Source organism: Microcoleus sp. BROC3 (assembly GCF_036702515.1).
GTDB lineage: Bacteria > Cyanobacteriota > Cyanobacteriia > Cyanobacteriales > Microcoleaceae > Microcoleus.
Genome location: NZ_JAUBTQ010000002.1, coordinates 115,628 through 141,270, shown reverse-complemented (window position 1 = coordinate 141,270; position 25,643 = coordinate 115,628). Strand labels below are relative to the sequence as shown.

At 46.4% G+C, this 25,643-nt stretch carries 26 protein-coding genes, 1 other RNA gene and 1 pseudogene; 10 read left to right on the top strand and 18 right to left on the bottom strand.

Annotated elements, in window-relative coordinates; translation table 11 throughout:
• Positions 1-46: 46 nt before the first annotated feature.
• The 10 genes from QUB30_RS01945 to QUB30_RS01900 form a co-directional block, all read right to left on the bottom strand.
• A complete protein-coding gene (locus QUB30_RS01945; RefSeq protein ID WP_333328270.1) occupies positions 47-367 on the bottom strand; it encodes a nucleoside triphosphate pyrophosphohydrolase in 321 nt (106 codons plus the stop codon).
• Positions 368-379: 12 nt separating this feature from the next.
• Positions 380-1,036, bottom strand: coding sequence for a Uma2 family endonuclease (locus QUB30_RS01940; RefSeq protein ID WP_333328268.1), 657 nt, complete (start codon positions 1,034-1,036; stop codon positions 380-382).
• Entirely contained in the window at positions 1,026-3,092 is a 2,067-nt protein-coding gene (locus QUB30_RS01935) for an AAA family ATPase (protein WP_333328265.1), read from the bottom strand. The genes QUB30_RS01940 and QUB30_RS01935 overlap by 11 nt, the downstream gene beginning before the upstream one ends.
• Positions 3,089-3,364 carry a hypothetical protein gene (locus QUB30_RS01930; RefSeq protein WP_333206012.1) on the bottom strand — a complete coding sequence of 92 codons (276 nt, stop codon included), beginning with the start codon at positions 3,362-3,364 and terminating at the stop codon, positions 3,089-3,091. Before QUB30_RS01930 ends, QUB30_RS01935 begins: the two co-directional genes overlap by 4 nt.
• A gap of 203 nt (positions 3,365-3,567) precedes the next feature.
• Positions 3,568-4,914 (bottom strand): DNA phosphorothioation system restriction enzyme, encoded by a 1,347-nt coding sequence (locus QUB30_RS01925; RefSeq protein ID WP_333328569.1) that lies wholly within the window; start codon positions 4,912-4,914, stop codon positions 3,568-3,570.
• A 96-nt stretch (positions 4,915-5,010) separates the two neighbouring features.
• The gene (locus tag QUB30_RS01920) at positions 5,011-5,580 is read right to left on the bottom strand and encodes a Uma2 family endonuclease (protein WP_333328262.1); all 570 of its coding nucleotides are present in this window, start codon (positions 5,578-5,580) and stop codon (positions 5,011-5,013) included.
• Positions 5,581-5,614: 34 nt separating this feature from the next.
• Positions 5,615-6,058, bottom strand: a complete 444-nt coding sequence (locus QUB30_RS01915; RefSeq protein ID WP_333328259.1) for a hypothetical protein — start codon at positions 6,056-6,058, stop codon at positions 5,615-5,617.
• A gap of 198 nt (positions 6,059-6,256) precedes the next feature.
• The gene (locus QUB30_RS01910; RefSeq protein WP_333328257.1) at positions 6,257-6,637 is read right to left on the bottom strand and encodes a phasin-related domain-containing protein; all 381 of its coding nucleotides are present in this window, start codon (positions 6,635-6,637) and stop codon (positions 6,257-6,259) included.
• A gap of 23 nt (positions 6,638-6,660) precedes the next feature.
• Positions 6,661-6,757: signal recognition particle sRNA small type (gene ffs / locus QUB30_RS01905), an RNA gene on the bottom strand.
• A 56-nt stretch (positions 6,758-6,813) separates the two neighbouring features.
• Positions 6,814-7,047: a YciI family protein gene (locus QUB30_RS01900; RefSeq protein WP_333328253.1), complete on the bottom strand. Its 234-nt coding sequence runs from the start codon at positions 7,045-7,047 to the stop codon at positions 6,814-6,816.
• Positions 7,048-7,167: 120 nt separating this feature from the next.
• Between QUB30_RS01900 and QUB30_RS01895 the strand changes: the two genes are divergently transcribed.
• Complete coding sequence (locus QUB30_RS01895) at positions 7,168-7,722, top strand: 2'-5' RNA ligase family protein (RefSeq protein WP_333328250.1); 555 nt, start codon at positions 7,168-7,170, stop codon at positions 7,720-7,722.
• A gap of 395 nt (positions 7,723-8,117) precedes the next feature.
• Here QUB30_RS01895 and QUB30_RS01890 read toward each other — a convergent pair whose 3' ends face one another.
• Positions 8,118-8,804 carry a ComF family protein gene (locus tag QUB30_RS01890; RefSeq protein WP_333328247.1) on the bottom strand — a complete coding sequence of 229 codons (687 nt, stop codon included), beginning with the start codon at positions 8,802-8,804 and terminating at the stop codon, positions 8,118-8,120.
• Between the two features lie 72 nt (positions 8,805-8,876).
• Between QUB30_RS01890 and QUB30_RS01885 the strand changes: the two genes are divergently transcribed.
• A complete protein-coding gene (locus tag QUB30_RS01885; RefSeq protein WP_333328244.1) occupies positions 8,877-11,333 on the top strand; it encodes a putative PEP-binding protein in 2,457 nt (818 codons plus the stop codon).
• 471 nt (positions 11,334-11,804) lie between these two features.
• Positions 11,805-12,251: a hypothetical protein gene (locus QUB30_RS01880; protein WP_333328241.1), complete on the top strand. Its 447-nt coding sequence runs from the start codon at positions 11,805-11,807 to the stop codon at positions 12,249-12,251.
• 267 nt (positions 12,252-12,518) lie between these two features.
• On the opposite strand, the gene QUB30_RS01875 is transcribed toward QUB30_RS01880, so the two are convergent.
• Together QUB30_RS01875 and QUB30_RS01870 are read right to left on the bottom strand one after the other, a co-directional pair.
• Positions 12,519-12,806: an RNA-binding protein gene (locus tag QUB30_RS01875; protein WP_333328239.1), complete on the bottom strand. Its 288-nt coding sequence runs from the start codon at positions 12,804-12,806 to the stop codon at positions 12,519-12,521.
• A 154-nt stretch (positions 12,807-12,960) separates the two neighbouring features.
• Positions 12,961-13,179 (bottom strand): hypothetical protein, encoded by a 219-nt coding sequence (locus QUB30_RS01870; RefSeq protein WP_333328236.1) that lies wholly within the window; start codon positions 13,177-13,179, stop codon positions 12,961-12,963.
• Positions 13,180-13,344: 165 nt separating this feature from the next.
• Here QUB30_RS01870 and egtC point away from each other — a divergent pair, with 165 nt between their 5' ends.
• From egtC to egtD, 3 genes are all read left to right on the top strand, one after another.
• Positions 13,345-14,133 carry an ergothioneine biosynthesis protein EgtC gene (egtC, locus tag QUB30_RS01865; RefSeq protein ID WP_333328233.1) on the top strand — a complete coding sequence of 263 codons (789 nt, stop codon included), beginning with the start codon at positions 13,345-13,347 and terminating at the stop codon, positions 14,131-14,133.
• Positions 14,105-15,400 (top strand): ergothioneine biosynthesis protein EgtB, encoded by a 1,296-nt coding sequence (gene egtB / locus QUB30_RS01860; protein WP_333328230.1) that lies wholly within the window; start codon positions 14,105-14,107, stop codon positions 15,398-15,400. The genes egtC and egtB overlap by 29 nt, the downstream gene beginning before the upstream one ends.
• Before the next feature lie 573 nt (positions 15,401-15,973).
• Positions 15,974-17,020 carry an L-histidine N(alpha)-methyltransferase gene (gene egtD, locus QUB30_RS01855; protein WP_333328227.1) on the top strand — a complete coding sequence of 349 codons (1,047 nt, stop codon included), beginning with the start codon at positions 15,974-15,976 and terminating at the stop codon, positions 17,018-17,020.
• A 222-nt stretch (positions 17,021-17,242) separates the two neighbouring features.
• Here egtD and QUB30_RS01850 read toward each other — a convergent pair whose 3' ends face one another.
• The 3 genes and pseudogenes from QUB30_RS01850 to QUB30_RS01840 all read right to left on the bottom strand — a co-directional run bounded on the left by QUB30_RS01850 (position 17,243) and on the right by QUB30_RS01840 (position 19,108).
• Entirely contained in the window at positions 17,243-17,854 is a 612-nt protein-coding gene (locus tag QUB30_RS01850) for a hypothetical protein (protein WP_333328224.1), read from the bottom strand.
• A gap of 469 nt (positions 17,855-18,323) precedes the next feature.
• Positions 18,324-18,563 (bottom strand): annotated as a pseudogene (locus QUB30_RS01845) (RNA recognition motif domain-containing protein); the annotation flags it as partial.
• Positions 18,564-18,919: 356 nt separating this feature from the next.
• The gene (locus QUB30_RS01840) at positions 18,920-19,108 is read right to left on the bottom strand and encodes a hypothetical protein (RefSeq protein ID WP_333328221.1); all 189 of its coding nucleotides are present in this window, start codon (positions 19,106-19,108) and stop codon (positions 18,920-18,922) included.
• Here QUB30_RS01840 and QUB30_RS01835 point away from each other — a divergent pair.
• Positions 19,107-19,322, top strand: a complete 216-nt coding sequence (locus QUB30_RS01835; protein WP_333328218.1) for a hypothetical protein — start codon at positions 19,107-19,109, stop codon at positions 19,320-19,322. The two genes, QUB30_RS01840 and QUB30_RS01835, sit on opposite strands and share 2 nt — an antisense overlap.
• Here QUB30_RS01835 and QUB30_RS01830 read toward each other — a convergent pair.
• Positions 19,308-19,625, bottom strand: coding sequence for an RNA-binding protein (locus QUB30_RS01830; RefSeq protein WP_333328567.1), 318 nt, complete (start codon positions 19,623-19,625; stop codon positions 19,308-19,310). The genes QUB30_RS01835 and QUB30_RS01830 overlap by 15 nt on opposite strands.
• Positions 19,626-21,054: 1,429 nt before the next feature.
• Between QUB30_RS01830 and QUB30_RS01825 the strand changes: the two genes are divergently transcribed.
• The 3 genes from QUB30_RS01825 to QUB30_RS01815 all read left to right on the top strand — a co-directional run bounded on the left by QUB30_RS01825 (position 21,055) and on the right by QUB30_RS01815 (position 24,150).
• Positions 21,055-21,864, top strand: a complete 810-nt coding sequence (locus tag QUB30_RS01825; RefSeq protein WP_333328215.1) for an SDR family NAD(P)-dependent oxidoreductase — start codon at positions 21,055-21,057, stop codon at positions 21,862-21,864.
• A 220-nt stretch (positions 21,865-22,084) separates the two neighbouring features.
• Positions 22,085-22,921, top strand: coding sequence for an MBL fold metallo-hydrolase (locus QUB30_RS01820; protein ID WP_333328212.1), 837 nt, complete (start codon positions 22,085-22,087; stop codon positions 22,919-22,921).
• Between the two features lie 164 nt (positions 22,922-23,085).
• Positions 23,086-24,150, top strand: a complete 1,065-nt coding sequence (locus QUB30_RS01815; protein WP_333328209.1) for an aldo/keto reductase — start codon at positions 23,086-23,088, stop codon at positions 24,148-24,150.
• Positions 24,151-24,161: 11 nt separating this feature from the next.
• Here QUB30_RS01815 and QUB30_RS01810 read toward each other — a convergent pair whose 3' ends face one another.
• The gene (locus tag QUB30_RS01810; protein ID WP_333328206.1) at positions 24,162-25,373 is read right to left on the bottom strand and encodes a transposase; all 1,212 of its coding nucleotides are present in this window, start codon (positions 25,371-25,373) and stop codon (positions 24,162-24,164) included.
• Positions 25,374-25,643 lie beyond the last annotated feature (270 nt).

Sequence of the window (25,643 nt, the reverse complement as noted above, 5' to 3'; positions counted from 1 at the left end):
AACCGCAGATTAGAGGCAGATAAAAACTGATTAACGCAGATAATTTTCAGAATGTCCGCAACAACATAATTTTTTGTGCAAAACCTCCTCTTGCTTCCCGCCGCTTCGTTTGTTCGGCTAAAAGTCGATCGCCCGAAATGCCAAAACTGGTCATCACCGCATCTATCACCTCATACAAATCCGCCAATTCCGCCACCAAATCTTCTTCATCAGCCGCCGCCGCTTCCCCCGCTTCTTCAATCAATTTCTGCAGCAAAGCTTGACGGTATGCTGCCTCCGACAAAATTACAACCTCGCATTCATTCCCACTTTGGCAAATAATTTCAGGAATGCGATCGCGCACCAACTTATGATACTCTTTTTTCACGTCAAACTCCTTTCAACCTTGACTAAAAGTTTGAATCAACCAGCGATTAATTTCCCCATCATCTTGCGTTTGACTCCGATTCAAAGCTTCCTCAACTAACCGGATTTCCAATCCCGGCAAAACCCGCGACTCTTGAATTCTCCCGCTACCTCCGCCATTAATCGCAAACGCAAAAACCTCCCGCGTGTTTGCACGTTCAACCCAATATTCACTTATTCCTGCGTCTTCGTAAAGCAACCGCTTGCCGCCTAAATCATCATTAAAAGAAGACGCCCCAATTTCCACTATCAAATTAGGCGGGTCGTATTGATTTAAATCAACAGCAGAATTGCTATCATCAGGAGGCACTCTTAAATCTGAACCGATGTAGTAAGCTAAATCAGGTTGAAACTCGCCGATACCTGCTTTGCGAAAACTGGTGTTAGTAAACTGAACTACTCGGATATTTCTCAATGTTGCAAACAGAATAACTACACAGGCCATAATTGAATTTTGACGCCCGTGCAATGGCCCTACTGGTGACATTTCTACCCTCATGTGGTTTTGATAATAATAAAACTTGCCCTTTTCCCAAGCTGAATCGTCAACGAAGGCTAGAAACTCTTCCCACGTCGCCTTCACCCAAATATCCGTTTCCAAAACCTGCGTGATTGCCGAATTAGAAGCCATAATCCACCTCTACAATTTCCGTATATTCAAATTCATTTGGACTGCGCCTAACTAAAGGATAGCGCGTCCCGCCGAGTTCGATCGCATCTTCTTCACAATCAGCTTTCGGAGAATTGTACACCAGCACGTATTCCCTACCGGTGCAACTTTCCATTTCTTGAGCAACTTCTCCGCGCCACTGAGTTTTTGTTACCAAAACTACTAATTGATTCGCCAACTTCGGCAGCTTATTAGCGATTTGCTTGCGATAAATCTCGTCCAAACTACCAAAGGGAGAATCCATCACAATTGGAAACGTACTGCTATCCGGGCCCATCAAAGTATTTTTTTGACTCCACTCACGCACGCCATCAATAATTCCCCCGATAAACGATAAACTGAGAATTTGATTTTCTCCTGTAGAAGCAGCAACCAAAGATTCTTTCCCAGAGGTATTTTCTACTAGCGTCAGTTCGTATTTATCGCTCAACTTGGGGATGTAAGGAGTAAAAGAAATTTGACTGAAAATATCTTGCACCCGCTTTTCCAACTGAGAACAAAACTGTTTTTCTAAGCGCGATCGCACTTCAGTTAGGCGATCGATCGCATCCTGAGTCGCAGCAATCCGGCGCTGGGCTAATACTTGCCTTTGCTCATTCAGTTGCTGCTTGTCGATTTGCTTGTCCAAAGCCGACACCTGCACATTCAAACTCTCAATCTGCTGCTGATTAGAGCCTGTTTCCCGGTGCAAATCGCCAATTTTTGCCTCAATTTCATCCAAGCGCTTTTGCAAGCGGCTGACATCGCCGTCAGGAAAATTTCGCAGCTTGCTATGAATATCATCTAACTGATTTTCCACCCGAGAAAGTTCGGTTCTATCGCGGCTGATATTGCCTTGCTGTCGGTCAATTTCCTCCCAAAAATCAGCCACTTGTTTATCAATTTCATTTACCCGATCGCTAATCCGAATAGTTGTTTCTTCCACATCCCCAATTCCTGCTTTATCCATCCAACCGCTAACCTGTTGGCGAGACTCAGAACCCTCCACTAATTCCGCACCGCAGATACACCGCTGCTGCGCTAATAACTCTTCCAAAAACGGGCGCTGAATCCCCGAAAGCAACTCGCCTTTTTCCCGCAAACCTTCAACAATTACTTTAAATTCAGCCGCCGCATCTGACAGAAATACCCCATAGCCGCGCATAGAGATTGAGCGTTTTAGAGCATCTGTAGCTTGGGAAATTTGTTGCTTAAATAAATTTTTCTGCATTTCCAATTCGTCTCGCAACTTTTGTAAATCCGCAGCACCGCTAAGTTCCAACAAATTACCATTAACTGCTTTTTTTAACTCCCCTTGGTTCACCAATTCCTGCTCTATTTCTACTTGTCGGCTCGCAAGTTGCTCAGCTTCTTGCTCAATTTTTTGCTTGTCTTTTAAAAGTTTCTTCGTTTCAGCATTACCAATTATATTTAAATCTGTCTCTAGAGATTTTTTGGCTTCTCCTAAATGCCGGATCGATCTATTCAAGACTTCCACACCCAGCAACTCCTTAGTAGCTTCCGCAATTTCTGCTTTCTTGTCATAGCGGACAATTTGCTCGATTCGCTCCCCATCAAAAAAGAAATATTTATGTAAACTTTCCGGCAAAATCCGCCCGATAATATCATCGGGATGCTGATCCGGCTTCAGCCACAGACCGTTATCTTTTGCTACATTCAGAAACAATTCAGCCTTGCCATGTTCTACAGTATTTTCACTTTTATAAGCGCGACAAATGCGTTTTGCTTGGTAGCGCGTGCTGTCATGTTCAAACACAATTTCCGCCCAACAACCTACGGCTTTTCCCATTTCCGCCTCAGCCAGAGCGCGCTTGTTTACTAATTGTTCTTCCGCAGCAAAAGCTGCGCTAAATTGTCCGTAAAGTACCCACGTAAAAGCATTCATTAATGCCGTTTTTCCCGCGCCGTTATTACCGTGAATTACTGTAATATTTTGCCGACCCCAAGCTAGTTTAATTTCGGGGCTTTTGCCGTAAAATTGACGAAAGTTGCATAGAGTAATTGAGATTAACTTCATACAATTGCTTCCTTAATGATTTTTAAAATGTCATCGTTAATGTGGCGGGGAGCTCTCATGTACAGTTTATCTTTTTCAATTTCCAATACCCGCTCAATAATTTGTCGGACTTCCGGCGGCGCGCTAGTAATTGGTTCCTGTACGTCGCTGAATTCCTGATGAGTTTGATAAGAAGAACGCTTTTCTGCTAAAATGCTTGTCGGTAAGGCTGCGATCGCACTATCTTCATATCTAAATGCCATAATCAAATTTTCATTCAGATTTTCCGTCATATTTTTTTTGCAAATATTAAAATATACAGAGCCTAGGCTCATGGGCGAGAAACCCGGTTTCTACGAGTTTTGTCAACAGTCACGAGAAATCTACAAAGAAACCTGGTTTCTGAACTCTGCGTGCGATCGCGAACTAAACTAGCAACTCAAACTGCGATCGAATAATTCTCTATTCTCAAACATAAACCGAACCTTAATAAATGTCAAATGTCTAATAGCCCGTAACGCTTCTGAAGTTGCAGCAATTTAACTCTAGCTTCCCCAGCATTGTCGGCTAAATCGGCAAATTCCAAGAACCGCTTCAACTCTTTTCGCAGCAAATTGCGCTCGACTTCTAGGGTTTCTCTGCCCAAATCTGGAGGCAAAACTATCATGTCAAATAAAGTTGCCCTTTCCTTCCCCGGATGTGGCCGCAAAATCCGTCCACGGCGCTGAATAAACTGGCGCGGATTGCTGCTGCTTGCTAAAATTACAGCATTGCGAATTGCAGGAATATCCACGCCTTCATCCAAACACCGAATCGCTACCAAACCTTGCAATTCTCCACTCTCAAATTGCTGGCGCAATCGTTCTCTTTCTGCTAAAGGAGTTGCCGCAGTATAAGTGTTAACTCGGTAGCCTAATTCTGAACCCAATAACTTCGCGGTTTCTGTTAGTTGGCGGTTGTTATTTCGGCGCGCACCTCCTTCGATCGCACCGTCGCCGCAGTAAAATAAAGTATGGGCTGTGTCGAGACGGTGAATCATTAATTCTCGCAAAGCTATTAATTTATTAGCCGCCGCTCCAATTAACCGGGCTCGCTGCATTAATAAAGTTGTTAAAGCATCATTTTCTTCTACTTTTTCATCGCCCCAAAGCGCCCAGCCAATCTTTTGAGTTAAGCGGGAATACTTGCGGGTTTCAGATTCGGTCAATTCTACTAAAATTGGATAGTATAAATAATGTACTAATGCTTTTTGGCGGATGGCGTCGGCTAAGGTGAGTTCCGGCTGCAAAACAGGGCCGAAATAATCTAAAATAGCTTCGGTTCCTTGTTCGTCGAAATGCCTTTCTGGGGTGGCGGAAAGGGCGAGTCGCAGTCCAATATTGCGCGGCAAACTTTCTCCTAAACGGGGCGCGCCTAAGTTGTGAACTTCGTCTCCAATAATCAGGGTTTTTTCTGGAAAATAGCGGAGTTGCGATCGCAAGCTATCCGACATTAATGTGGCGTTAGTGGTGATGATTGTGAGAAATGCTTGATCGCCCGATCGCACTTCATACAAACCCGCAGCCAGCTTATTTTGCCAACTTCGGGCGCTATCAAAAGCCAAAATAGGTTTTAAACCAAATTTCTCCGATTCGCGCGCCCACTGATTCACCAGGTGGCAGTAAGGGCAAATTACGAGCAGGACTTGCAGGTTAATTTTATTGTATAATTCTGTGGCGATCGCCAGTGCAGTAATCGTCTTGCCGCTACCCGTCGCCATCTTCAGCGTACCGCGTCCCTGATTCGCAAACCAATTAGCAACCGCCACTCGCTGATACTGTCGCAATTGCAGCGATGGCGGCATCTTCGGAAACCCAAATTGCGAATTATTAGCCGTTGAGCGATTCACCTTTAAATGTCGTTAGATGCCAACTTACCCTGACTCAACTGTAACTCATTTCTAATTAAAACTTAACAGCTCAAACAAATTTGCCGCCGACAGTTGCAAATCCGACAGCACATCCAGTACAGGTAAAGTATCTTCATTCTCTTTAATCTCAGGTTCCTGCTGCGGTTTAAAAACAATTACCAATTCTTCTTCCGGGTCAATCAGCCAACCTAATTTAGTATGATTCTTGACGCAAAACAGAATCTTATTAATTACGCGAGTTGAACTTTGCTCCGGCGATAAAATCTCAATTGTCCAATCCGGCGCAATTTCAAACCTATTTTCAATCTTTCCCTGAGAATTCATAGGAATGCGCGGCCACTCGAACACTGCTATGTCTGGAACAATAGAACGTCCCCCAAAATTGCAGCGCTGTTCGGGAAAAGCATAAGCTAATTTCTGCGGCTTGCCAACTCGATTAATAACAGATGGAAACTCGAATTGTAACGTGCTGTGTTTTCCTTGGGGCATAGCTTTTTGATGAATTTGATCATCAACATACTCGCTAGCCGGCTTAGTCTCTGGCAATAGCAGAAACTCTTCCAGAGAAATCTTTGACGGAGACTGAATTGACGTTACCATAAGCCATTAACCCCTCAACAAATCAACTCCGCCATTAAAAATCTGCATCGCCGTCTGTTTCCCAATCAGCACAACTCTCCGATTCCACACCGGTAGGGTGCATCGCACAAACCAACAAATTTCCCCCGTAAACTTGACCGTGATAGTTGCGACAACCGCGACAAGCCGGCTGCTGCGTCGGCGAAGGGTCTACATAAGTCACCATCGACAAATCTATCTCATCAAACTCAGGGTCGAAGTCGCGGCAAATTTCAATTATCGGTTCGATAAATTCATTAAATAAACCGTCAAATTCATTGAAATAACCGTCAATGTCATTAATCAGATTATTTTGTACTTGTTCAGTAAACTCTTCCGACATTTTTGCCAAAACGTCCAGCATTTCGACAAACTCTTCGCCCATTTCGCTGAAAAAATGCTCTACTTCAGAAACAGCATTTTCCATTACTCCAAAAAAATCTTTAGACCAATCTTCCATGAATTTGAGAGCTTGCTATTACAAAATATTTTACAGACAGGTGGAGCCAGCCTCATGCGAAGCGATCGCACCTACTTTCAATTCTATTACCTATTGCCTGAGATCCGTCCACATTCAACAGGGGAGATATTCAAAAAGGGAACTCAAGATTATTATCCTGAGTTCCCTTCATGCTTTACGGAGCGAGCTTTTTTGAGTTTAATCTCGCTTCAGACGCCGCAATTCCTCTTGTAAATTCTGCACCTGTTCGCGGAGCTTGTCTACGCCGCCTGTCTCTTTAGCATCTTTTGCCGAGACATCTTCTTCCTCAGAAATAATTTCAATCCGCCGAGGTTCAGCGGGTTTTGGCTCCCGGGTCGATTCTACCGGAGGCTGCTGCTGAGCCTGTTGTACCATGTCATCAACAAAGCGGCGAGCTTCTTCCGTGGACATCTCGCCCCGCTTCACCAATTCGTCTGCCAGCTTTTGGGCTTCAGTGCGTAATTCAGTTAACTTGCTGCCAGCTTTTTCACCAGCGTAAGAAGCTAGCCCGACACCAAGGTAAACTGCTTTTTGTAAAATATCTCCGAAACCAGGCATAGGAGCTACACCTCATAAAACTGGGTGAACCGGAGACCACGCCTATTACAAGCATCCCGTGTTGCTGCTACCTTCCGGTCCTGACAAGATTTGGGCGTTGGAATCGCGTGGGTCCAGTTCATAAATGAGTATAACACAGTTATTTATTCTTCAACCACACACCAGTGATAAATTTCCTAAATAACGCAACCATTCTTCACCAGCGGGTCTTCAGCGACGATCGCCTTCGCCTCATCCATCGAACCCGCCTCAAACATCAACATACCGCCGCCCCGCCGCCCCCAGTAGCCAGTTTTCGCTCGGTGTCCTTTAGAAATCAACTCTCGGACATAAGCTCTGTGAGCTGGCACGTATTGGTCAAAGACAGGCTTTTCGACAATTCCTTGCTCAATTTTTAAAAACCAAGGCATTTTTATTTTGGATGTTAGATTTTATATTTTAGATTGGGAATGGGCGATCACCAATGGGATCTAGAGCAAATGCTCTATATTCCATTTTGCACCATCCTTTCTTAACTGCGATGTTATCCGATGAACCAGTCAAAACAGCGATTTTTTATTGCCCTAGTGCCGCCTCCCGATATTGAACAGCACATTACTGAGATTCAACAGTATTTTGCGGAACACTACAACAGCCGCTGTGCTTTGAATTCGCCGCCGCACATCACGCTGCAACCTCCTTTTCACTCGTTAGCGGAGGATGTTCCCAAATTAGAGGAAAGTTTGAACCAGTTTTCTGCAAATCGGCTGCCCATTCCCGTTACTCTATCCGGTTTTGCTGCTTTCGCGCCCCGCGTCATTTACGCTGATGTTGTCAAATCACCCGAATTGCTGGAGATTCACAAAGATTTGATGAGTTATTTGGAGGCAACTTTGGGAATAGTCGATCGAGTTTCCCAGACTCGCCCATTTGTACCGCACATGACAGTAGCCTTTCGCGATTTAACTAAGGAGAATTTTCAAACGGCTTGGTTGGAATTCTCCGGGCGATCGCTCCACTTTGAGTTTACCGCTTCCGCGTTAACTTTACTGATTCACGACGGCAGCCGGTGGAACATCAGCAACCAATTCCCACTTTCCGCCTAAACTCTCTCCCTTCTCTTTCTTCGCGTCAATAGCGTCTTCGCGGTTCGTTTTCCGCAAAAAATATTGTTAGGATCGCGAATTAAATAATTTACACTCTTGAAAGTGGCATGGGCGTCCCGCCCGCCCTTTCTGGACGGGCGGGACGCCCATCCCACAAGAACATCACGCATTGTAAGTTATTTAATTCTCATTCCTTAGCAAAGCATCATTAATCAACACTTCGGACAGTTTCAGGGCTGACTCGCGGGGGGCGAGAAACCCGGTTTCTACGAGTTTTGCGTCTAGGAACGAGAAATATTCGTAGAAACCGGGTTTCTGAGGTCGCAAGTGCGTCCACAAACCAGATGACTTTAGTCCTCACTACAAATCTGTTTAAAATTAAAGGCAGTCACAGCTTACCGATTAATCTTATTAGGAGTTGCAAGTGCCACAGTTCCGTAAACCGAAATTCCCGACTGTTTCAATATTTTAGTTGCCGACTTAACCGTAGTACCGCTAGTGTAAATATCATCAACTAACAGCACTCGATCGCGCGGGAGCCGGCGGCGAAAATCTTTCCCCAAAATTAAAGCATTTTCCATTTCCGCTTGCCGCTGCTGTGCTGTCAGAGCGAATAAAGGCTGAGTATTTTTCACCCGAGCCAAACCGTGGCGCTGCAAAGGCAAACCAGTCAGCTCGCAAAAACTTTCAGCCAAAAGTTCCGCCTGGTTAAAACCGCGCTCCTTGAGCTTTTCTTGGTGCATGGGAATCGGTACAACTGTTAAATTATCTGTAGCTAATTCGGGAAAACTCAACCAAGCTTCGGCCAGCCAGCCGCCGAGAGGTTTGGCTAATTGCGGATTGCCGTCATATTTCAAAGCAGCGATCGCCCGTTTGAGAGCCCCGCCGTACTCACCCCACACAAAAACAGGCTGCTCTGAATGCCAAAATCGACCGGGATCGGCTAACTGAAATCCCTGAAGTTGCTTGTGGCAGTAGGGACAAAACTCTCTGGCGGCTGGTCGCTGACAAAGAGGACAGTTAGACTTAAGAAATAAATTGAGAAAAGATTTGAGTAATCCGGTCCATTGTCGCTTGTTCATCCTAAAATTGTGGTAAGTGATTAATGGGAAAAACTATCAAATTCAATCAGTTTGCAAGAACAGGATCGCAGCGTGAAAAACCTCTACTGGCTAGACAAAATTCAACCTTCAGACCGAGATGCAGTGGGAGAAAAAGCATTTTACTTGAGCTGTTTGCTCCAGAAAAATCATCCCGTTGTACCGGGTTTTGTCGTGCCGGCTAAAACATTTTGGCAGTTTTTAGAGTCGATCGACTGGCTAGAACCGCTGTTTGCTGACTGGCCCCACTCTTCCCTGCATTTGAATGTCGATGAACCCAGACAACTGCAATCGATCGCCCGCAGCATCCGCCACCAAATCCTCGCCGGCAAACTGCCAGATTCACTGCTCTCCACCCTAGAGTCTGCTGTTTGTCAACTAAACTCCAACTCAAACTCCAAAGCCTTAATTTTTCGCCCTTCCCTGACTTCATGGAACCCGAAAACAATCGGAATCCTGCAAGCTCACGCAGTAAGGGCAGAACCAGAAGCAATTGGGGCCGGACTCAAACGAGCTTGGGCAGAACTGTTCAGAGCCCGAAGTCTATTTTACTGGCAGCGCTGCGGCCTGAGGATACAGCAAATCAATCCCGCAGTTTTGGTGCAGCCGCTTCAAGGAGCCATCGCCGCAGGCGAGGTGAAAACTAAAGCGGGTGCAGCGTGGGAAATCCAAGCCACCTGCGGTTTGGGATTGTCCCTCGCTAGGGGAGAAACCGTCCCCGATTACTATCAAGTGCAGCCGGAAACAGGCGCAGTTAAATTCCAGCGGCTCGGTTACAAAACATTAGCCTACAATCTCAAAGTCGGCGACGGACAAGCGAAAAAAAAACCGCATACTGGCAATTTGGCTGCTGTCAAAATTCCCAATTCTCCATTTCTAATTCCTGATTTTCCTGACAGTTGCGTGGAAGTTTTAGCGCTGGGAGAGGAAGCACAAACTGAATACGTTTTACAGGCATCACAACTGCAAGAAATCATTGAATTGAGTAAAAAAGCGATCGCAGAATTTGACTCGGATTTAATCTTGAAGTGGACGATCAACCAGATAGCAAACAGCAGTGAAGCGCAGTTTTATTTTACTCAAGTTCGTCTTTTGAAAGGGGAAAAAGTCGCATCGGTATGGGAAAAGCCGATCGCCCCAGCCAGGACTCCTGCGATCCTCAGAGGTTTGGCTGCCGCATCAGGAAAAGTTGAAGCAATTGCCCAAGTTATGACTAATTCGCACCCAGAAAACGCGGAATTTTTAGCCGGAGGCATTTTGGTAGCCCGGACAATCGAGCCGAATTGGTTGCCTTGGCTGAAAGTTGCTGCTGGGGTAGTTGCGGAACAAGGAGGCATGACAGGCCACGGTGCCATTTTAGCGAGAGAATTGGGGATTCCGGCTGTGGTGGGAGTTGCCGGGGCCACTCGGGCGATCGCCTCGGGCGATTCGGTGTTGGTAGACGGCGATAGCGGAGAAGTTTTTGCCACCGCCCAACAGGACGCGATCGAGACAGGAGACAGTAGCAGACTTGGGGACAGATCGACAAATGCAGATATATACAGTACAGCAGCAAAAATGTCAATAGCCAACCACCAATTTTCAAGCTCGGATCGATCGTCCAATCGCGGGCCTAAATCTCGACGGCCTGAGTCTGGCGAATATGTTTGGTACCCCCCAACGGCGACTCAACTGCTAGTTAATGTCAGCCAAACGAGTTCTATCGACCGCCTCAAAAATCTGCCAATAGACGGCATCGGATTGGTGCGATCGGAATTAATGGCATTGGAAGCGTTGGACTCTCAAAACCCCAAAGTTTGGCTGCAAGAGGGCCGCGAATCGGAATTTGTCTCGCGCATGGCGGATTGCCTCAGTTTATTTGCTGCTGCCGTTTCGCCGCGACCGCTATTTTATCGAGCTCTCGATTTGCGCGAATCAGGTGCCCACGGCAGTTTCAGTTATACCTTTGAACCGGAGTTATTTGATTGGGAACTGTGCGTACTTCAAAAAGTCTGCGAGTCTGGCCATACAAATGTCAATTTAATTTTGCCTTTCGTGCGCTCTGTTGACGAGTTTGTCTACTGCCGCCAGCGCTTAGAAACAATTTGGAAAAAGCGACCTGCGGAGTTTCAACTGTGGATTATGGCGGAAGTTCCTTCCGTGTTATTTTTATTGCCAGATTACGTAAAAGCAGGAGTTCAAGGAATTTCCATCGGCACCAACGATTTAACTCAATTGCTGTTAGGCATTCACCGCAACTCCGAACAGGTAGCAGGTGCTTTTAACGGGCGCGATCGGGCAGTGATGAGGGCGATCGAACAATTAATCCTTGAGGCCCGGGCCGCAGGCATTCCTTGCTCTATCTGCGGCGATGCTCCAGCATTGTATCCGGAGACAGTTGAATCCTTCGTGCGGTGGGGGATTTCTTCTATTTCGGTCAATGTCGATGCCGTAGAACAAACTTGCAGGGCGATCGCCCGCGCCGAACAGCGCGTGCTCCTAGAACTAGCTCGATCGATAATTAACAATTAACCACTCCCGGACGCAGTTTACCTTACCAACCTGGTTGCTACTCTAAATCATACCTTTGGCAAGCAGCAACCCGATCGGAAACCGGGCTGATAGACACCCGTGCGTCTAAGACTATTAACAATTACACAAACCCGGTTTCTGAGTAGATATAGCAACCCCCCAGACGGTTACACTATTTGAGATTTTAGAGTAAATAATTGAAGAATTGAAAAAGACTGATGACAGCCCGGGTTTGGATCGCCGGCCTACAGTTGGATTCTTTTTGTAAAATGGTATTAGAACGTTCTTAATTGTTGAAAGTCTTACTTTTATTCTTGAATGCCTTCTTGCTTCTACCGAACGCTATATATCGCGCTCAACCCCTGATTTTTCGTAGCAACCTGGTTTCGGAACCTAAGTCCTAAATTAACAATATCTGATTTTCAAGCTAGGATAGAAATATCGCTAACACTTGACCCGGAGGTACAAACAGTGAAATCGAAAATTATTGCAACAGCAGCAATACTTGCCGCCCTCGGCTGTCTGCATCCCCACCCAGCATTATCTCAACCTGCAACTGACGGCGGGACAAAACCCGGATTCTGGCAACCTCAAGCGCAGGTTGACAATACTCGCAACATTACCCTCAGACTCTTAAATGAAACAGGATTAAACCTAGAATACGGTCAATCAGGTGCCAGCTTGTCATCCTTGCCCGTCGGAGTCACCAAAAATATCATTGTTCGCATCAGCAATCGCACCGGCGACATTGCCAATATTCCGATTAATGCCACAGGAGGAAGCACAAGTTTGAAATACGACTATAACGTTGACTCGCAGCAAAACATTGTGACGATTCGCATCACCAGATCGGATGGCCGCACTAGGCAAGACCGGTCAGTTTATATTGATGAAAAAGGGCGAGTTTACTCTTTCTAAGACTGACGCCGATCGACCCGGTTTCTCCTAATAAATTTTGCTTTTAGCGGTGAGGTATCCGGGAAGAAATCGGGTTTCTAGACTCCCGTGCGTCAATTTTGGCTGTCTCAAAAAGTACGATCGAGTGCAGCCCATTCAGGGTCGATATTTTTGTGCAGCGGATTTGACATTGCATCCCCAAGAGCGACTGCTGCTAGAAAATCGGCGCTAGTTGCGCACTGGCGCATCAGGTGGGTTCCGAGAGGATGTCAACCGCCGCATCGCGGACTAATATTCGCCGTTCCTCTTGATACCTGCGCCTCGATTGCCCTCTTCTTTCGGTTTAGCTTTGTTTACTCGCAAGGGACGCCCCATCCACTCTGCACCGTCTAATTCGGCAATTGCAGCGTCTTCTTGGGCATCCTCCATCATCTCAACAAATGCAAAACCGCGCATCCGACCGGTTTCCCTGTCGGTAGGCAAGACAACTCGCTTGACTGTGCCGTGTTCTGCAAATACTGCTTTCAGGTCTTCTTCGGTGGCGCGGTAAGACAGATTTCCAATGTAGATAGTCATGTCGATCGAACTGAACTTGTTGTGCTATACATAATAACCTGTTCATTTTACTGTCAAGCGCTATCTTGCTTGCAACTGGGCAATCGAATCTGACTAAAAGGGTTTGCCACACTGACAAACCCTTTCTAGTGACTGCAATAGTTAGTGCTTTTCCTTAGTCGATCGAGATTGACTGAGGCCCGGTGCTTTTACCGTTGGTGGGTTCGGCTGGGGGAGTAGTGTAGGAAGTTGAACCGGCTTGCTCGTCGATCCAGCTTTTAACGGGATCTTCGTGAAGGTTGAGTCGAAGCATACCAGATAAAAATCCGCCTGCGAAGGCGATGGGCTGTTGGATCAATTCTTTGGTCATTGGGATGAGTTCGTCGAGGAACATTCAAGAGTCTCCTTGTGTTGCAGGGGTTCTACCTTAACTGTACCGTTTGTACTGCGATGCTGGCAGCGACCTACAAAAAACCCTGTTCCCAGCGCTGAAGATGCGCGGTCGGCTAATTTGCCGGCTATTGACCTACAATGCTAATCAATTTGCTGCAAAAATTTTATGTGCCGTTTGCTTGGCTACCTCGGGGAGCCGATTTTACTCGATGCTATTCTGTACAAGCCGGAACATTCCCTAATTGTGCAGAGTTACGAGCCCCGCGAAATGACTTCTGGCCTACTCAATGCTGACGGTTTTGGTATTGGTTGGTATCACCCGCACTTAGATACTGACCCGTTTACCTATAAAAATGTACAGCCAATTTGGAGCGACATTAACCTTCCGAGTATCAGTCGATACGTTGAATCAGGATGCGCGATCGGATATGTTCGCAGTGCAACTTCAGGACAAGCTGTAGATTTGAGCAACTGTCAGCCGTTTCAGAACGATCGCCTGCTGTTTGTACACAACGGCTTCGTGAAGAATTTTCGGCAAACTCTTTACAGACCAATTCGCGATCGGCTCAGCGATACCCTTTATCAATCAATTAACGGTACTACAGATTCTGAGCATATCTTCGCCTTGTTTGTCAATGAATTGACCGCCGCTAATCTGACTCTAGAAGCTGCTTTGCAAAACTCGCTGAAAACTTTGGCCGAGCTAGCAAACTTTCACCAAGTAGAATTTTCAGCTAATATAATTATCAGTGACGGACACCGGCTCGTTGCCTCTCGCTTTGCTTCCCAAAAAACCCCTCCTTCCCTCTATTGGTTGCGGGACGATTTAAATTTCCCGAATTCTGTCTTCATTGCTTCTGAACCTTTATTTGCTGGAAATTGGCACTCGTGCCCAGTCCAGAGCATTATCAGTACCGGAGTAGATCGTGATATCGAAATCTATCCAATCTTGTAGAGAGACAATTTATCGCGATTTTCAACAGTGTCGCAGCGGCACTTTCAAGCTATTTACAGACATCGATTACGATACTTTTTGCCGTCAAGCTCATCCTGATTTCAGTCCAGTTGGCTGGCACTTAGGTCACATTGCTTATACTGAGGATTTGTGGCTGTTGCAGCGGTGTGCTGGGTTGCAACCTGTCTTTCCTCAGTATCACCAACTATTTGCTGCTGATATTTTGCCCAAAAAACAACGGGTTTTTTTGCCGACGTTACCTGAAGTTAAATTATATCTGGACGCGGTGAGAAAAAAGGTGTTAGATTATTTGGAAGTAGCGCCGATCGACGAGCAAGAACGTCTCTGGCGGTTTATTATTCAGCACGAAAGCCAGCACTGCGAAACAGTTGCTTTCGTGTTGCAAATGCACAGGAAGAAGGAAGAAGAAAGTTCGGCAACGGATTTGGTAACGGATTTAAGGGACGTAACGGATAGAAGGAAGAAGAAAGAGGGAAGATTAATTGCCGATTACCAATTCCCGATTACTGATTCGGCTATTGAAATTCCGGGCGGGGAATTTTACATGGGAAGCGATGCTGCTGAGGCTTTGGATAACGAGCGATCGCGCCACCTATGTTATTTAGAAGCATACTCGATCGATCGCTATCCCGTCACTTGCGGTCAATACCGAGATTTCATGGAATCCGGCGGCTATCAAAACCCTGATTGGTGGTCAGCGGACGGCTGGAAATGGCTGCAAGTCGAAGCCGTCTCTCGACCGCTTTACTGGTCAGAAAATCCAGCTTTCAACAACCATCCAGTCTGCGGCGTGAGTTGGTACGAAGCCGAAGCTTACTGCAACTTTATCGGCAAGCGTTTGCCATCGGAAGCCGAATGGGAAAAAGCTGCGATTTGGGAAGCCGCAAATCAAACATATCGCATCTATCCTTGGGGAGAAAAACAGCCAAACGGCAGCCTGTGCAATCACGGCAATAATATTGCAAAAACCTCGCCAGTTGATGCCTTTCCCAAAGGAGCAAGTGCGTCCGGTTGCTGCGATATGTTGGGCAATGTTTGGGAATGGACTGCTTCAACCTTTGACGCCTATCCGGGATTTAAAAGTTATCCTTACAGGGGCTATTCTCAAGCTTATTTTGATGGAGAACACCGGGTTTTGAAAGGCGGGAGTTGGGCGACTTTTCCGCAGGCACTGCGATCGACCTTTCGGAATTGGTATTATCCGGGCGTGCGGCAAATTATTGCTGGTTTTCGCTGCGCTAAGTAGTTCGCTATGTAATGATAACTGCAATCAAATTGGTTCGTAGTGAGGACTCAAGTCCTCGAACTTTTCAGAGGACTTGAGTCCTCACTAATTGCCTTATCACGCTTATTTTACGGACATCCTATAAATTGCTGGAAAGGGAATTTGGGACGAAATTTGTTTGCAAACTGCAAATTTATTTCATGTAAAAATATCAGGTAATATCAATTCCGGCTGCGCCGGAATGATATCAAATCCGCGCTTCATCGTGCTGGTAAGGTCGAATCAAGCTGCCAACAAATATCAACGAAATTTTCAGTTTTTTGACTCACAGTCAACAGTCAACAGTCAACCGCGTTGCCCTGAGCCAAGTCGAAGGGTCAACAATCATGAGGAGTGCAACCGAAATCGATATAAAACAAGTTTGGTTAATTATTTAATAATTTTTGTGGATAAATTTTAAGTTTTAATTGTGGATGCGATCGCCATCCGGTGAGACAATACATAACGGAGATCGGCATGAAAAATCTGACTTGAGCGCGATATTTGGCAACGCGACTGCGTGCTATACCCATATGTGCATCTAAAAATTACTTTATGAAATTCCCAAGACTGTCCGACACGGCAAACTCAGCCTCAACCAAAGAAACGCGGCTGCACTTAGAGCGATTGGTGAGCGCTGCGGCACCGACACCCGCAGAAATCAATGCTGGCAGCGATGCAGTTATCGGGTTGACTCAAAACCCCAAATCCCTGCCTCCAAAGTATTTCTACGACGATCGCGGATCGAACTTGTTCGAGTTGATTTGTCAGTTGCCGGAATACTACCTGACGCGCACTGAGACGGCTATTTTGCAGCGGTGCGCGGGGGCGATCGCAAAGTTAACGGGCCCCTGCGAAATCGTCGAACTCGGCAGCGGCAGTTCCACCAAAACTCGGATTCTCCTCGATGCTTACAGTCAACGGGAATATCCCCTGCACTATTTGCCGATCGACATCAGTCCCACTATCCTAGAAAGCAGCGCTTGTCAACTTTTGGCAGATTATCCGTCGCTCCAGATTCACGGACTTGTCAGCACCTACGAATTAGCCTTAGCTAAAATTGCACCGTCGCCGTTGCCAACCCGAATGATTTGCTTTCTAGGCAGTACCCTCGGCAATCTCAACGCTCGAGAATGCGATGTATTCTTCTCGCAAATTGTCGCTGCATTGCAGCCGGGAGAGTATTTTTTGCTGGGAATTGACTTAGACAAATCTAAGGATATTTTAGAGCCTGCCTACGATGACAGTCAAGGAGTAACGGCGGCATTTAACTTGAATATGCTGCGGCATTTAAATCGAAAATATGAGGGAAATTTTGATTTGGCACAGTTCGAGCATTGGGCATTTTACAATCAAGAGGAATGTCAAATTGAAATGCACTTAAAAAGTAAAAAAGCGCAAAAAGTGCAGTTGCGCGCTCTCAATTTAACGGTTGAATTTGCAGCGGGAGAAACTATCCGCAGCGAGATATCCCGCAAGTTTAATCTTAATAATGTAAAAGAAGAACTTTCGCAGCGTGGTTTAATGCCGGTGCAAGTTTGGACTGATCCCAATCAGTGGTTTGGCTTGATGCTTTGTCAGATGTCAGATGTTAATCAATGAGTTCTTCAGATATTACCCACAGTCATGACACGGCAGTGCCGTGTCCCTACAAATCTGGCCATGCTTACATCGGATTGGGCGATGGCGTCAGGTTCTCGCCCGTGCTACGACGTTGTGGGGTAGGGAGACGGCAGTGCCGTCTCCTCAATTTCTGTGTTGTCGATGGTTCTAAATTCAGGATATCGTCTTAGCAATTACCACTTAGCAATTACCACTTAGCAATTAACAAATCGGCCGCTGTCCGGGTTTGACGGCGTGAATGTACTCGCTGCCCGAGGTCGGCCATCCCCGCTTATAATAAGCTTCCTCCGGCTTCCCCCAGCCCAACTGCAACAAAATTTCTAGAAAATCCAACTTTTCCCACTTCGAGAGACTGGCCCATTCTGTGCGCTGGGCTATAGCCTCTACATCAACCGGCTCGATATATCGAAAATCCTTCCCGCTGTTAACACTTAAATACAAATCCATCCCCGCAGTTACCTGCTGCCAGAATTTCAACATAGCAATCTTAGCGGCCTTGAGCGCGATCAAATCAACCGGTAGAGCTATTAATTCGTCATCCACTGCCGGATAGCGTAGAGTATTGCCTTTAACCGCCATTTCCCGCCAGACAATCCCAGAAACTTGATGTTCCCGCTGGTATTCGTGCACGGCTGCCTTAAAATTTTGATAAGCAGTGAATTTCTGCACGCCCTCTGATTTGAGAAAGCGGTCAATCACGGGGTTGCCTGTAGCAGGAGTTTCAGTCAAGTTGAGACGCCGCCCCTGCAAGCAGGCTTGGCGCTCTTCTTCGAGGATTTTAATGAGTTCCGCCGTGCTGTAGACCTTGGGCATCTTTATTCAGGCAAAATCAATAGATTTGCTGGTCGGGCTGGTTTTTTCGGCTAATTTTCTGTAAAGATTGTTTGTTTTTTGAGCAATATCACTTTGCCGTTATTCTAACTTTTCTTTGTGCTTAATTATAGTTTGACAGTTTACAGGAGTTGAGCCTAGAAATCCCGAAAGCCTCTTCAAAAAAGCCGTTAAGAGTATACCGAATCGCAAGTTAGGCGGGGAAATGGGCCGCGGGCGTACCGGGCGGGATTTTTCTCCAAAAACAAAGCCCCCTCGAAGCAGGGGGCAAAACTAACTTAGAGGTGTGGGAGTTTTATTGGGCGGGTCGATGGAACAAACGACAAAAAAAGCAGCATTCGCACCTGCCGTCAACTACCAAAACTCAAATTTTCAGTCTCAAAGCTTAGTAGCGTCGTGAAGAGCGATTGTTGTCGCCCCAGCCGCAGCCGCCCGAGAAGTGTTTGTTTTAGCGAGGTTTGGCTTTGTTGACTTTCAAGTTGCGGCCCATCCACTCAGCACCGTCTAGAGCTTCGATGGCTGCTTCTTCTTCTGCCTCGCTTGCCATTTCCACGAAAGCAAAACCCCGTACCCTGCCTGTTTCCCGGTCCTTTGGCACTTGGACGCGGCTTACGGTACCGTACTCGGCAAATACTTGTTTAAGGTCATCTTCTTGTACCTGATATGAAAGATTACCCACGTAAATCGACATAAAATCTCCAGAATCATTAGGGTGCAGAGAGTTAGATTCGGAGAGACGCTTGTAAATACACACCAACAAACTACGCAACCGAATTTAATTCTTGAAAAACAACTATAACATGAAGCCAGCAGAATCAGCGATTGGCTGTCAGAATTTTCAACAGTCTTGGACGCAAGTGTCACAATTAGTCATGCGCTCTACTATCGGGAACTGTTGATAATGAGTTCACAATCCAAGTCGGACGTACCCTACAAATCGATGGTCGTGTGCCAGTTAGCATTAGTCCTATTCAATTTTGGCTGCCGTCGGGCAATCTCCAACAGCAAGTATTGGCTAGAGGGCAGCTAGAAAAAAAAATCTTCTAATTAGCGTCTTGCAATGGCGGCCGAAAAATTATTCTGAAAAGAGATCTTAGCAATATCTACGCGCATTTTCTTACCCCAAGTATAGACATCAAAGCTAACCAGATCGCGATCGACATTGCCAGAACTTTCCTCTTGAATTGCGATATTTCCCAACAGCGCCACCCAGTGATTCGGATCGGGTATCAGCATGGCGAGTCAGGCTGGGAACTGGGCTGCAGGCGTACCGGGCGGGATTTTTCGCCAAACACAAAGCCCCCTCAAAGGAGGGGGCAAAACTAACTTAGAGGTGTGGGAGTTTTATTTGATGGGTCGATGGAACAACCCGAAAAAAAAAGCAGCATTCGCACCTGCCGTCAACTACCAAAACTCAAATTTTCAGTCTCAAAGCTTAGTAGCGTCGTGAAGAGCGATTGTTGTCGCCGCCCCAGCCGCCGCCGCCACTTGATGGGCGTTTGTTGTTGTTTTCGCGAGGTTTGGCTTTGTTGACTTTCAAGTCGCGGCCCATCCACTCAGCACCGTCTAGGGCTGCGATGGCTGCTGCTTCTTCTGCCTCGCTTGCCATTTCCACAAAAGCAAAACCCCGCATTCTGCCTGTTTCCCGGTCCATTGGCACTTGGACGCGGCTTACAGTACCGTACTCGGCAAATACTTCGCTGAGGTCGTCTGATGTTACCTCATATGAAAGATTACCCACGTAAATCGACATAAAATCTCCAGAATCATTAGGGTGCAGAGATTTAGATTCGGAGAGACGCTTGTAAATAAACACCAACAAAGCTACGCAACCGAATTTAATTCTTGAACAACAACTATAACATGAAGCCAGCAGAATCAGCCATTGGCTGTCATAATTTTCAATTTTGGGTGCCCTCGGGCAATCTCCGACAGTAAAGTATTCGTGATAACTGACATCTTGCACTTTTGGCGTCATCCGCTTGGTTTATTGCGGCGCGATCGACCTGAGGGGTAAAATTTTTCGTCGCTGTTACCAGGTTGATTGGGTCTGATTGAGAACAGTGCCTGACATCAGTTATAACTGACATCCGGCACTGTTCTGGCTGGGCAAGCATCGTGCCCGTTCCAGCAGAGATAAATGTTTTTAGCCCAGGAGTCATCTTCCGAGCCAATCTCGCATCTCCCATCTCCCGTCTCTCATCGAATCGGATTTAGCGCCAGATAATGGCGGTTGCCAAGTAATTATCAAAAGAGTTATTAGCAATATCTACGCGCATTTTTCTACTCCTAATATAGACATCAAAGTTAATCCGATATAGAACAGCGATATTTCCAAAAAGTTTACTTTTGATTGGCGGTAATAGTGCATAATTAGAAATACGTTTAATTGTTTTATTCACTACACCTTCATTTTGAGATCGTGAAATGTCCCAATTGCCAGCTTTAACACATCACAAAAAAAAAATCACAAAAAAAAAAATTTTAAATGTCTAAATTATGAACAAATTTGGTCATGTATCTCAGACTTAAACCAATTTAATTATCATCAATAAATTTAATGGTTTGGTTAATTATAAAAGATACCTCGGGATGGATGTGCGATCTGTTTAATTTATTTCTGTTTAATTTGATAAATATGTTGTTAATCTTTTAGCTGTTGAGCTACCCCATTTATATAGATCGGGCTTTTGGGTGAAAAACATTTAATATTGTTCTATATATCTATCTGTAGTTTTTTTAGGTTTTCCCTTCAGCCTCTCAGCTTTTATACTTTCTAGATTGTCTAGCTTTGAATGAATGCAGCAAGAGGACACTTTATTTAATTAACAGCCTCCAAGCTCAGCAATTGTAGCGGGCGTTTTCCATGATTTAGTAAGAATAAAATCCGGATTATTTATGTAAGATTTCCATTTTATTAATTGTTAAAATCTTTATGTACTTTCTCTATTTACTCTCTCTCTGAAATGATTCTGTGCTGGCATCTTTACACTGATTGAATTAATTTTTTTCCCTTATACCCTATTTAAATGTCTAACAGCTTATGTCCTTGGAAAGATGCGATCGCACTCCTACATCCCTAGCATTGTAAAAGTTGAAAGCCCACAGTCCACAAAACTTGTCTGGTACAGAGAGAAGCAAGCCTAGACAAACGAGTGTGAAGCAGTTACAGAGGATTTTAGATGGTTATAAACAGTTCGTTAACCCGGCCCTTGGCTGTAGTGACGGGTGCCTCTAACGGTATCGGCTACGAACTCGCCAAACAGTTCGCTCAAAACGGATTCGATCTCCTAGTCACCGCCACCGGAGCGAGCATCAATGAAGCGGCTCAAGCCTTTGAGGGGCTCGGTGCGAAAGTCGATACAGTGCAGGCAGACCTCGCTACCTACGACGGTGTTGAAACGCTCTACAACCAGATTAAAGCGACTAATCGGCCAGTAGATGCGATCGCAATTAATGCCGGTGTCGGCGTCGGGGGCGACTTTGCCCGCGAGACAGACTTGAAGGACGAACTAAATCTGATTAACCTCAACGTTGTCTCGTCTGTGCATTTGGCTAAACGGGTAGTTAAGGATATGGTCGATCGCGGCCAGGGACGGATTCTATTCACTTCGTCGATTGCCGCCCTAATGCCCGGCCCGTTCGAGGCAGTCTACGCGGCATCTAAAGCATTTATACACTCCTTCTCAGAAGGGCTGCGTAACGAGTTAAAGGACACAGGCGTCACCGTTACCGCGCTGATGCCAGGGCCGACGGATACCAACTTCTTCCATCGGGCGGGAATGGACGACACGAAGGCGGGCGCAGACACGAAAGACGACCCGGCCGAAGTTGCCAAGCAGGGCTTCGAGGCGCTGATGGCGGGTAAGGACGACATTATCGCCGGTTCACTCAAGACAAAGATTCTGGCCAGCGCGAGCAAGGTTTTGCCTGATACCGTTAATGCCGAAATGCACCGCCAGCTTACTGAACCGGGATCTGCTAACAAATAATTCGCGCCCGTCTTATCTATTCTTATGTGCAGATTTAAAGGAAGTAAACATCGCAGATAATGGCAAGATTGCTGCCGATAAAAGCGTGTTTACTTCTCCCAGTAGTGACGATTTAGCACATTTTTCTCAGGCGTTCATCGATGGCATTATGCAGCATCGCCCTTGGATACGAACTGAGGAATAAATGGTTCTCGCCTAAGTAATTTAGTGCAGCACATTTATGCAAATTCATCATCTCAATTGTGGCTGTATGTGTCCCATTGGTGGGGCGCTTTTCGATGGCTTCAGTCGGGGTTTGACGGCTCACCTCGTCTGCCATTGTCTGCTCGTTGAAACGAATCAGGGACTGGTTCTGATTGATACCGGCTTCGGATTGCGGGATATCGAGTCGCCTTACTCCCGGCTCAGCCCGTTTTTCGTGCATTTTAATAACATCCAGTTCGATCGCAAGTACACGGCCATCCATCAAATTGAACAGCTCGGATTTTCACCAAGCGATGTGCGCCATATTGTGCTCACCCACCTCGATTTCGATCATGCCGGTGGTCTAGAAGATTTCCCGGAAGCAACGGTACACGTCATGCAGGCTGAAATCGATGCCGCACAGGATCGGCACGGTTTCATCACAAAAAGGCGCTATCGTCCGGGGCAGTGGGATGAAGTCAAACACTGGAAATACTATTCGGCGGGTGGCGAACCTTGGTTCGGTTTTGAAGCTGTCCGCGACCTCGACGGGTTGCCGCCGGAAATTTTGCTAATCCCGTTGGTGGGGCACACGCGCGGTCATGCTGGCATTGCCATTGATACACCCGAGGGCTGGCTCCTGCACGCAGGGGATGCCTATTTCTACCGACACGAGATGGATGCCGCTAACCGGCGCTGCACGCCCGCTTTGCGCGCCTACCAATGGATGATGGAGGTCGATCGCAAGGCTCGGTTGCTCAATCAAGGCCGGCTGCACGCATTATCGGTGCAGCATAGTAAAGATGTGCGCCTGTTTTGCAGTCACGATGCTATTGAGTTAAAAGCCTTCGTTGACGGGTCTAGTAGCTCTTAAAACTAGAAATTTCATCATTACTATTGATTAGGTAAAGTAGGCGGTTGGAGAAGTTGCAGCCGGACTGCTGTCTGGATTTTGAGACATCTTAAATTTACAACTCAAAACTCTTTAGTGCAGCGAAGCGGTGAGTGAGTCCTAGTAGTTTCTTGAAGAAGGCATTTATGAATATCAGCAGACGCAATATGTTAAAAGTAACTTCTGCTTCGGGTTTGGTTGCAGCAGGGCTGGCAGCTTCCGAAGGGTTTTTCAAACCTGTGTTAGCTCAAGATGAACTGACCCAACTAGACGCTGAAAGTCCAGTTGCCCAAGGTCAAATCCAAAGCGGCGAGATGAGTTACAGGACGCTGGGACGCACAGGAGAGCGAGTGTCTGCAATTGGCTTGGGGGGACACCATATCGGACGCCTTCGAGAGGAGCAAGAAGCTATTAAGCTCATTCGCAGTGCGATCGACCGTGGCATCAATTTCATGGACAATTCTTGGGATTATCATAACGGACGCAGCCACCGCTGGATGGGTGCAGCGCTCAAGGATGGCTACCGGCAAAAGGTGTTTCTGATGACCAAGATTGATGGCCGCACCAAGGGCGCGGCGATGATGCAGATTGACGAGTCACTGAAGGCGTTGCAGACCGATCGCATTGACCTGATGCAGCATCACGAAATTATTCGGATGGAAGACCCCGATCGCATTTTTGCTCCCGGCGGGGCTATGGAGGCCGTCGTAGAAGCGCAGAAGGCGGGCAAGATTCGCTACATCGGGTTTACAGGACACAAAGACCCTTTGGTTCACCTACGAGTGATGGAAATTGCCGCTCAAAACAATTTCCGTTTTGACGCGGTACAGATGCCGCTGAACGTGATGGACGCTCATTTTAGAAGTTTTGAGCAACAAGTTCTGCCGGTGCTGGTGAAGAACCAAATAGGTGTATTGGGGATGAAATCTATGGGCGACCCCTATGTGCTTAGAAGTAATACAGTAAGCCCGATCGAATGTCTCCACTATGCGATGAATCTGCCTACTTCAGTTGTGATTACTGGCATTGATAGTATGCAACTCCTCGATCAAGCGTTTGAGGCCGCTCGCACGTTTAAGCCGATGGATCGAGCACAAGTTGCAGCAATGCTGAATCGCACTCGCGAGGCGGCGGCAAAAGGGCAATACGAACTGTATAAAACTACCAACCAATTTGATAGTACCGCCATGAACCCATCGTGGCTAGGTTGACACTCCCCTGGCTAAAGCCGAGGGGATTCTTGTTTCGCAGAATCGACTTGCCGATGCAGAATTGCTTCAACATCGGTAGCGGTCAATTCTCCACAAGCGTTCGGATCTAAGATCCAAGTTCCGGTGTGCCCCACCGTACTTAATCCCCGACTCAGGATATTTCTAGCGGCGTTCCAATCTCTATCAAGGGTGCATCCGCACTGACAAGCGTGGGTTCGCGTTGATAGACTTTTCTTAACAACTGTCCCGCAGCTAGAACATTCTTGACTTGTTCCATTGGGTGGCACGGCAATCGTAATCCTTCCGAATACTTTGCCGAAATATTCCATCCATGTTCGGAACATATACCAAGATGCGTCGTTAATCGATTTGGCTAAACAGTGATTCTTCACCATATTTTTAATCCTCAAATCTTCGTAGGCTACACAGTCGTTTGACTGGATGACGCATCTTGCCAATTTCACGGCAAAATCTTTACGCTGTCTACTTATTTTGAGGTGGCGCTTTCCTAGAATCACTCTAGCTTTTCTTCTGTTTTGCGAACCCTTGACTCGTTTTGAAACTCGTCTTTGGGCTTTTTTTAATCTGTACTCTCCCTTGCCCAGAAATCGCGGATTTTCGACGGCAACGCCATTTGAGTCTGTGTAGAACTCTTTGAACCCCACGTCTAATCCAATCGCATTGCCTGTGACCTCAATCTTTTGAGAGCGGTCAACTTGGACGCAAAACTGGACGAAATATCCGTCTGCTCGCTTTACTAAGCGTACTCGCTTGATTTGACGGAGCTGATAAAAATGTAAGTCGCGCGTCCCTTTTAGTTTGAGTTTCCCGATTCCTTTCTTGTCGGTAAAAGTGAGAGATTTCCGGTCGGTTGCCAGACGCCATCCGGTTGTCTTATATTCGACCGAGCGGTTGTCTTTCTGGAACTGCGGAAATCCCTTTTTTCCCGGAATTTTCTTTTTACAGTTATCGTAGAATCGGGAGATTGCCGACCACGCTCTTTCTGAGCTAGATTGCCGAGCCATGCTGTTCAAGTCATCGCAAAACGAAAATTCTTTAGCTAAAACAGCGCTGTACTTATTTAAGTCGTATTTATCGACTTTTTGGTTGTCCATCCAAAAGCGCAATGCTTTGTTGCGGATGAACTGCACTGTTCTAATTGCTTCATCTATAGCATCTAATTGCTGCTTTTTACCGTATGCTTTGAATTCAAAAACTAGCATGACTTCGACCCGATCACGATACTCTTATGCTAGCAACGCTAGCTTAACATCGCTAAACTTGTTCACAAAGCTTTACAAGTACGTGTCGTATCCCCTACATTAGGAGAAAGCCGTCGAGCGAAGGACGGGGTTTTAAACCCAATTTCTTGATAACCCACCAAGGCTAGAGGAGAGGTTGTCTCCGGCTCTTTTGGATTGTTTCTAGGGAGCAGAGATAAGAGGGAAGTTTTTTAGTTTTAACTTAAATAGTTCAAGCTTTACCCCAGCGCA

Bases quoted from the DNA above. Each gene is read 5' to 3' on its own strand.
- QUB30_RS01810 (WP_333328206.1), bottom strand. From the start codon at position 25,373: ATGCTAGTTTTTGAATTCAAAGCATACGGTAAAAAGCAGCAATTAGAT.
- QUB30_RS01830 (WP_333328567.1), bottom strand. From the start codon at position 19,625: ATGTCGATTTACGTGGGTAATCTTTCATATGAGGTAACATCAGACGAC.
- QUB30_RS01850 (WP_333328224.1), bottom strand. From the start codon at position 17,854: ATGCCCAAGGTCTACAGCACGGCGGAACTCATTAAAATCCTCGAAGAA.
- QUB30_RS01930 (WP_333206012.1), bottom strand. From the start codon at position 3,364: ATGACGGAAAATCTGAATGAAAATTTGATTATGGCATTTAGATATGAA.
- QUB30_RS01875 (WP_333328239.1), bottom strand. From the start codon at position 12,806: ATGACTATCTACATTGGAAATCTGTCTTACCGCGCCACCGAAGAAGAC.
- QUB30_RS01915 (WP_333328259.1), bottom strand. From the start codon at position 6,058: ATGGAAGATTGGTCTAAAGATTTTTTTGGAGTAATGGAAAATGCTGTT.
- QUB30_RS01840 (WP_333328221.1), bottom strand. From the start codon at position 19,108: ATGCTGATACCCGATCCGAATCACTGGGTGGCGCTGTTGGGAAATATC.
- QUB30_RS01815 (WP_333328209.1), top strand. From the start codon at position 23,086: ATGAATATCAGCAGACGCAATATGTTAAAAGTAACTTCTGCTTCGGGT.
- QUB30_RS01935 (WP_333328265.1), bottom strand. From the start codon at position 3,092: ATGAAGTTAATCTCAATTACTCTATGCAACTTTCGTCAATTTTACGGC.
- QUB30_RS01835 (WP_333328218.1), top strand. From the start codon at position 19,107: ATGGCGAGTCAGGCTGGGAACTGGGCTGCAGGCGTACCGGGCGGGATT.
- QUB30_RS01900 (WP_333328253.1), bottom strand. From the start codon at position 7,047: ATGCCTTGGTTTTTAAAAATTGAGCAAGGAATTGTCGAAAAGCCTGTC.
- QUB30_RS01890 (WP_333328247.1), bottom strand. From the start codon at position 8,804: ATGAACAAGCGACAATGGACCGGATTACTCAAATCTTTTCTCAATTTA.
- egtD (WP_333328227.1), top strand. From the start codon at position 15,974: ATGAAATTCCCAAGACTGTCCGACACGGCAAACTCAGCCTCAACCAAA.
- QUB30_RS01820 (WP_333328212.1), top strand. From the start codon at position 22,085: ATGCAAATTCATCATCTCAATTGTGGCTGTATGTGTCCCATTGGTGGG.
- QUB30_RS01940 (WP_333328268.1), bottom strand. From the start codon at position 1,036: ATGGCTTCTAATTCGGCAATCACGCAGGTTTTGGAAACGGATATTTGG.
- QUB30_RS01825 (WP_333328215.1), top strand. From the start codon at position 21,055: ATGGTTATAAACAGTTCGTTAACCCGGCCCTTGGCTGTAGTGACGGGT.
- QUB30_RS01895 (WP_333328250.1), top strand. From the start codon at position 7,168: ATGAACCAGTCAAAACAGCGATTTTTTATTGCCCTAGTGCCGCCTCCC.
- QUB30_RS01870 (WP_333328236.1), bottom strand. From the start codon at position 13,179: ATGTTCCTCGACGAACTCATCCCAATGACCAAAGAATTGATCCAACAG.
- egtC (WP_333328233.1), top strand. From the start codon at position 13,345: ATGTGCCGTTTGCTTGGCTACCTCGGGGAGCCGATTTTACTCGATGCT.
- QUB30_RS01925 (WP_333328569.1), bottom strand. From the start codon at position 4,914: ATGCCGCCATCGCTGCAATTGCGACAGTATCAGCGAGTGGCGGTTGCT.
- QUB30_RS01910 (WP_333328257.1), bottom strand. From the start codon at position 6,637: ATGCCTGGTTTCGGAGATATTTTACAAAAAGCAGTTTACCTTGGTGTC.
- QUB30_RS01920 (WP_333328262.1), bottom strand. From the start codon at position 5,580: ATGGTAACGTCAATTCAGTCTCCGTCAAAGATTTCTCTGGAAGAGTTT.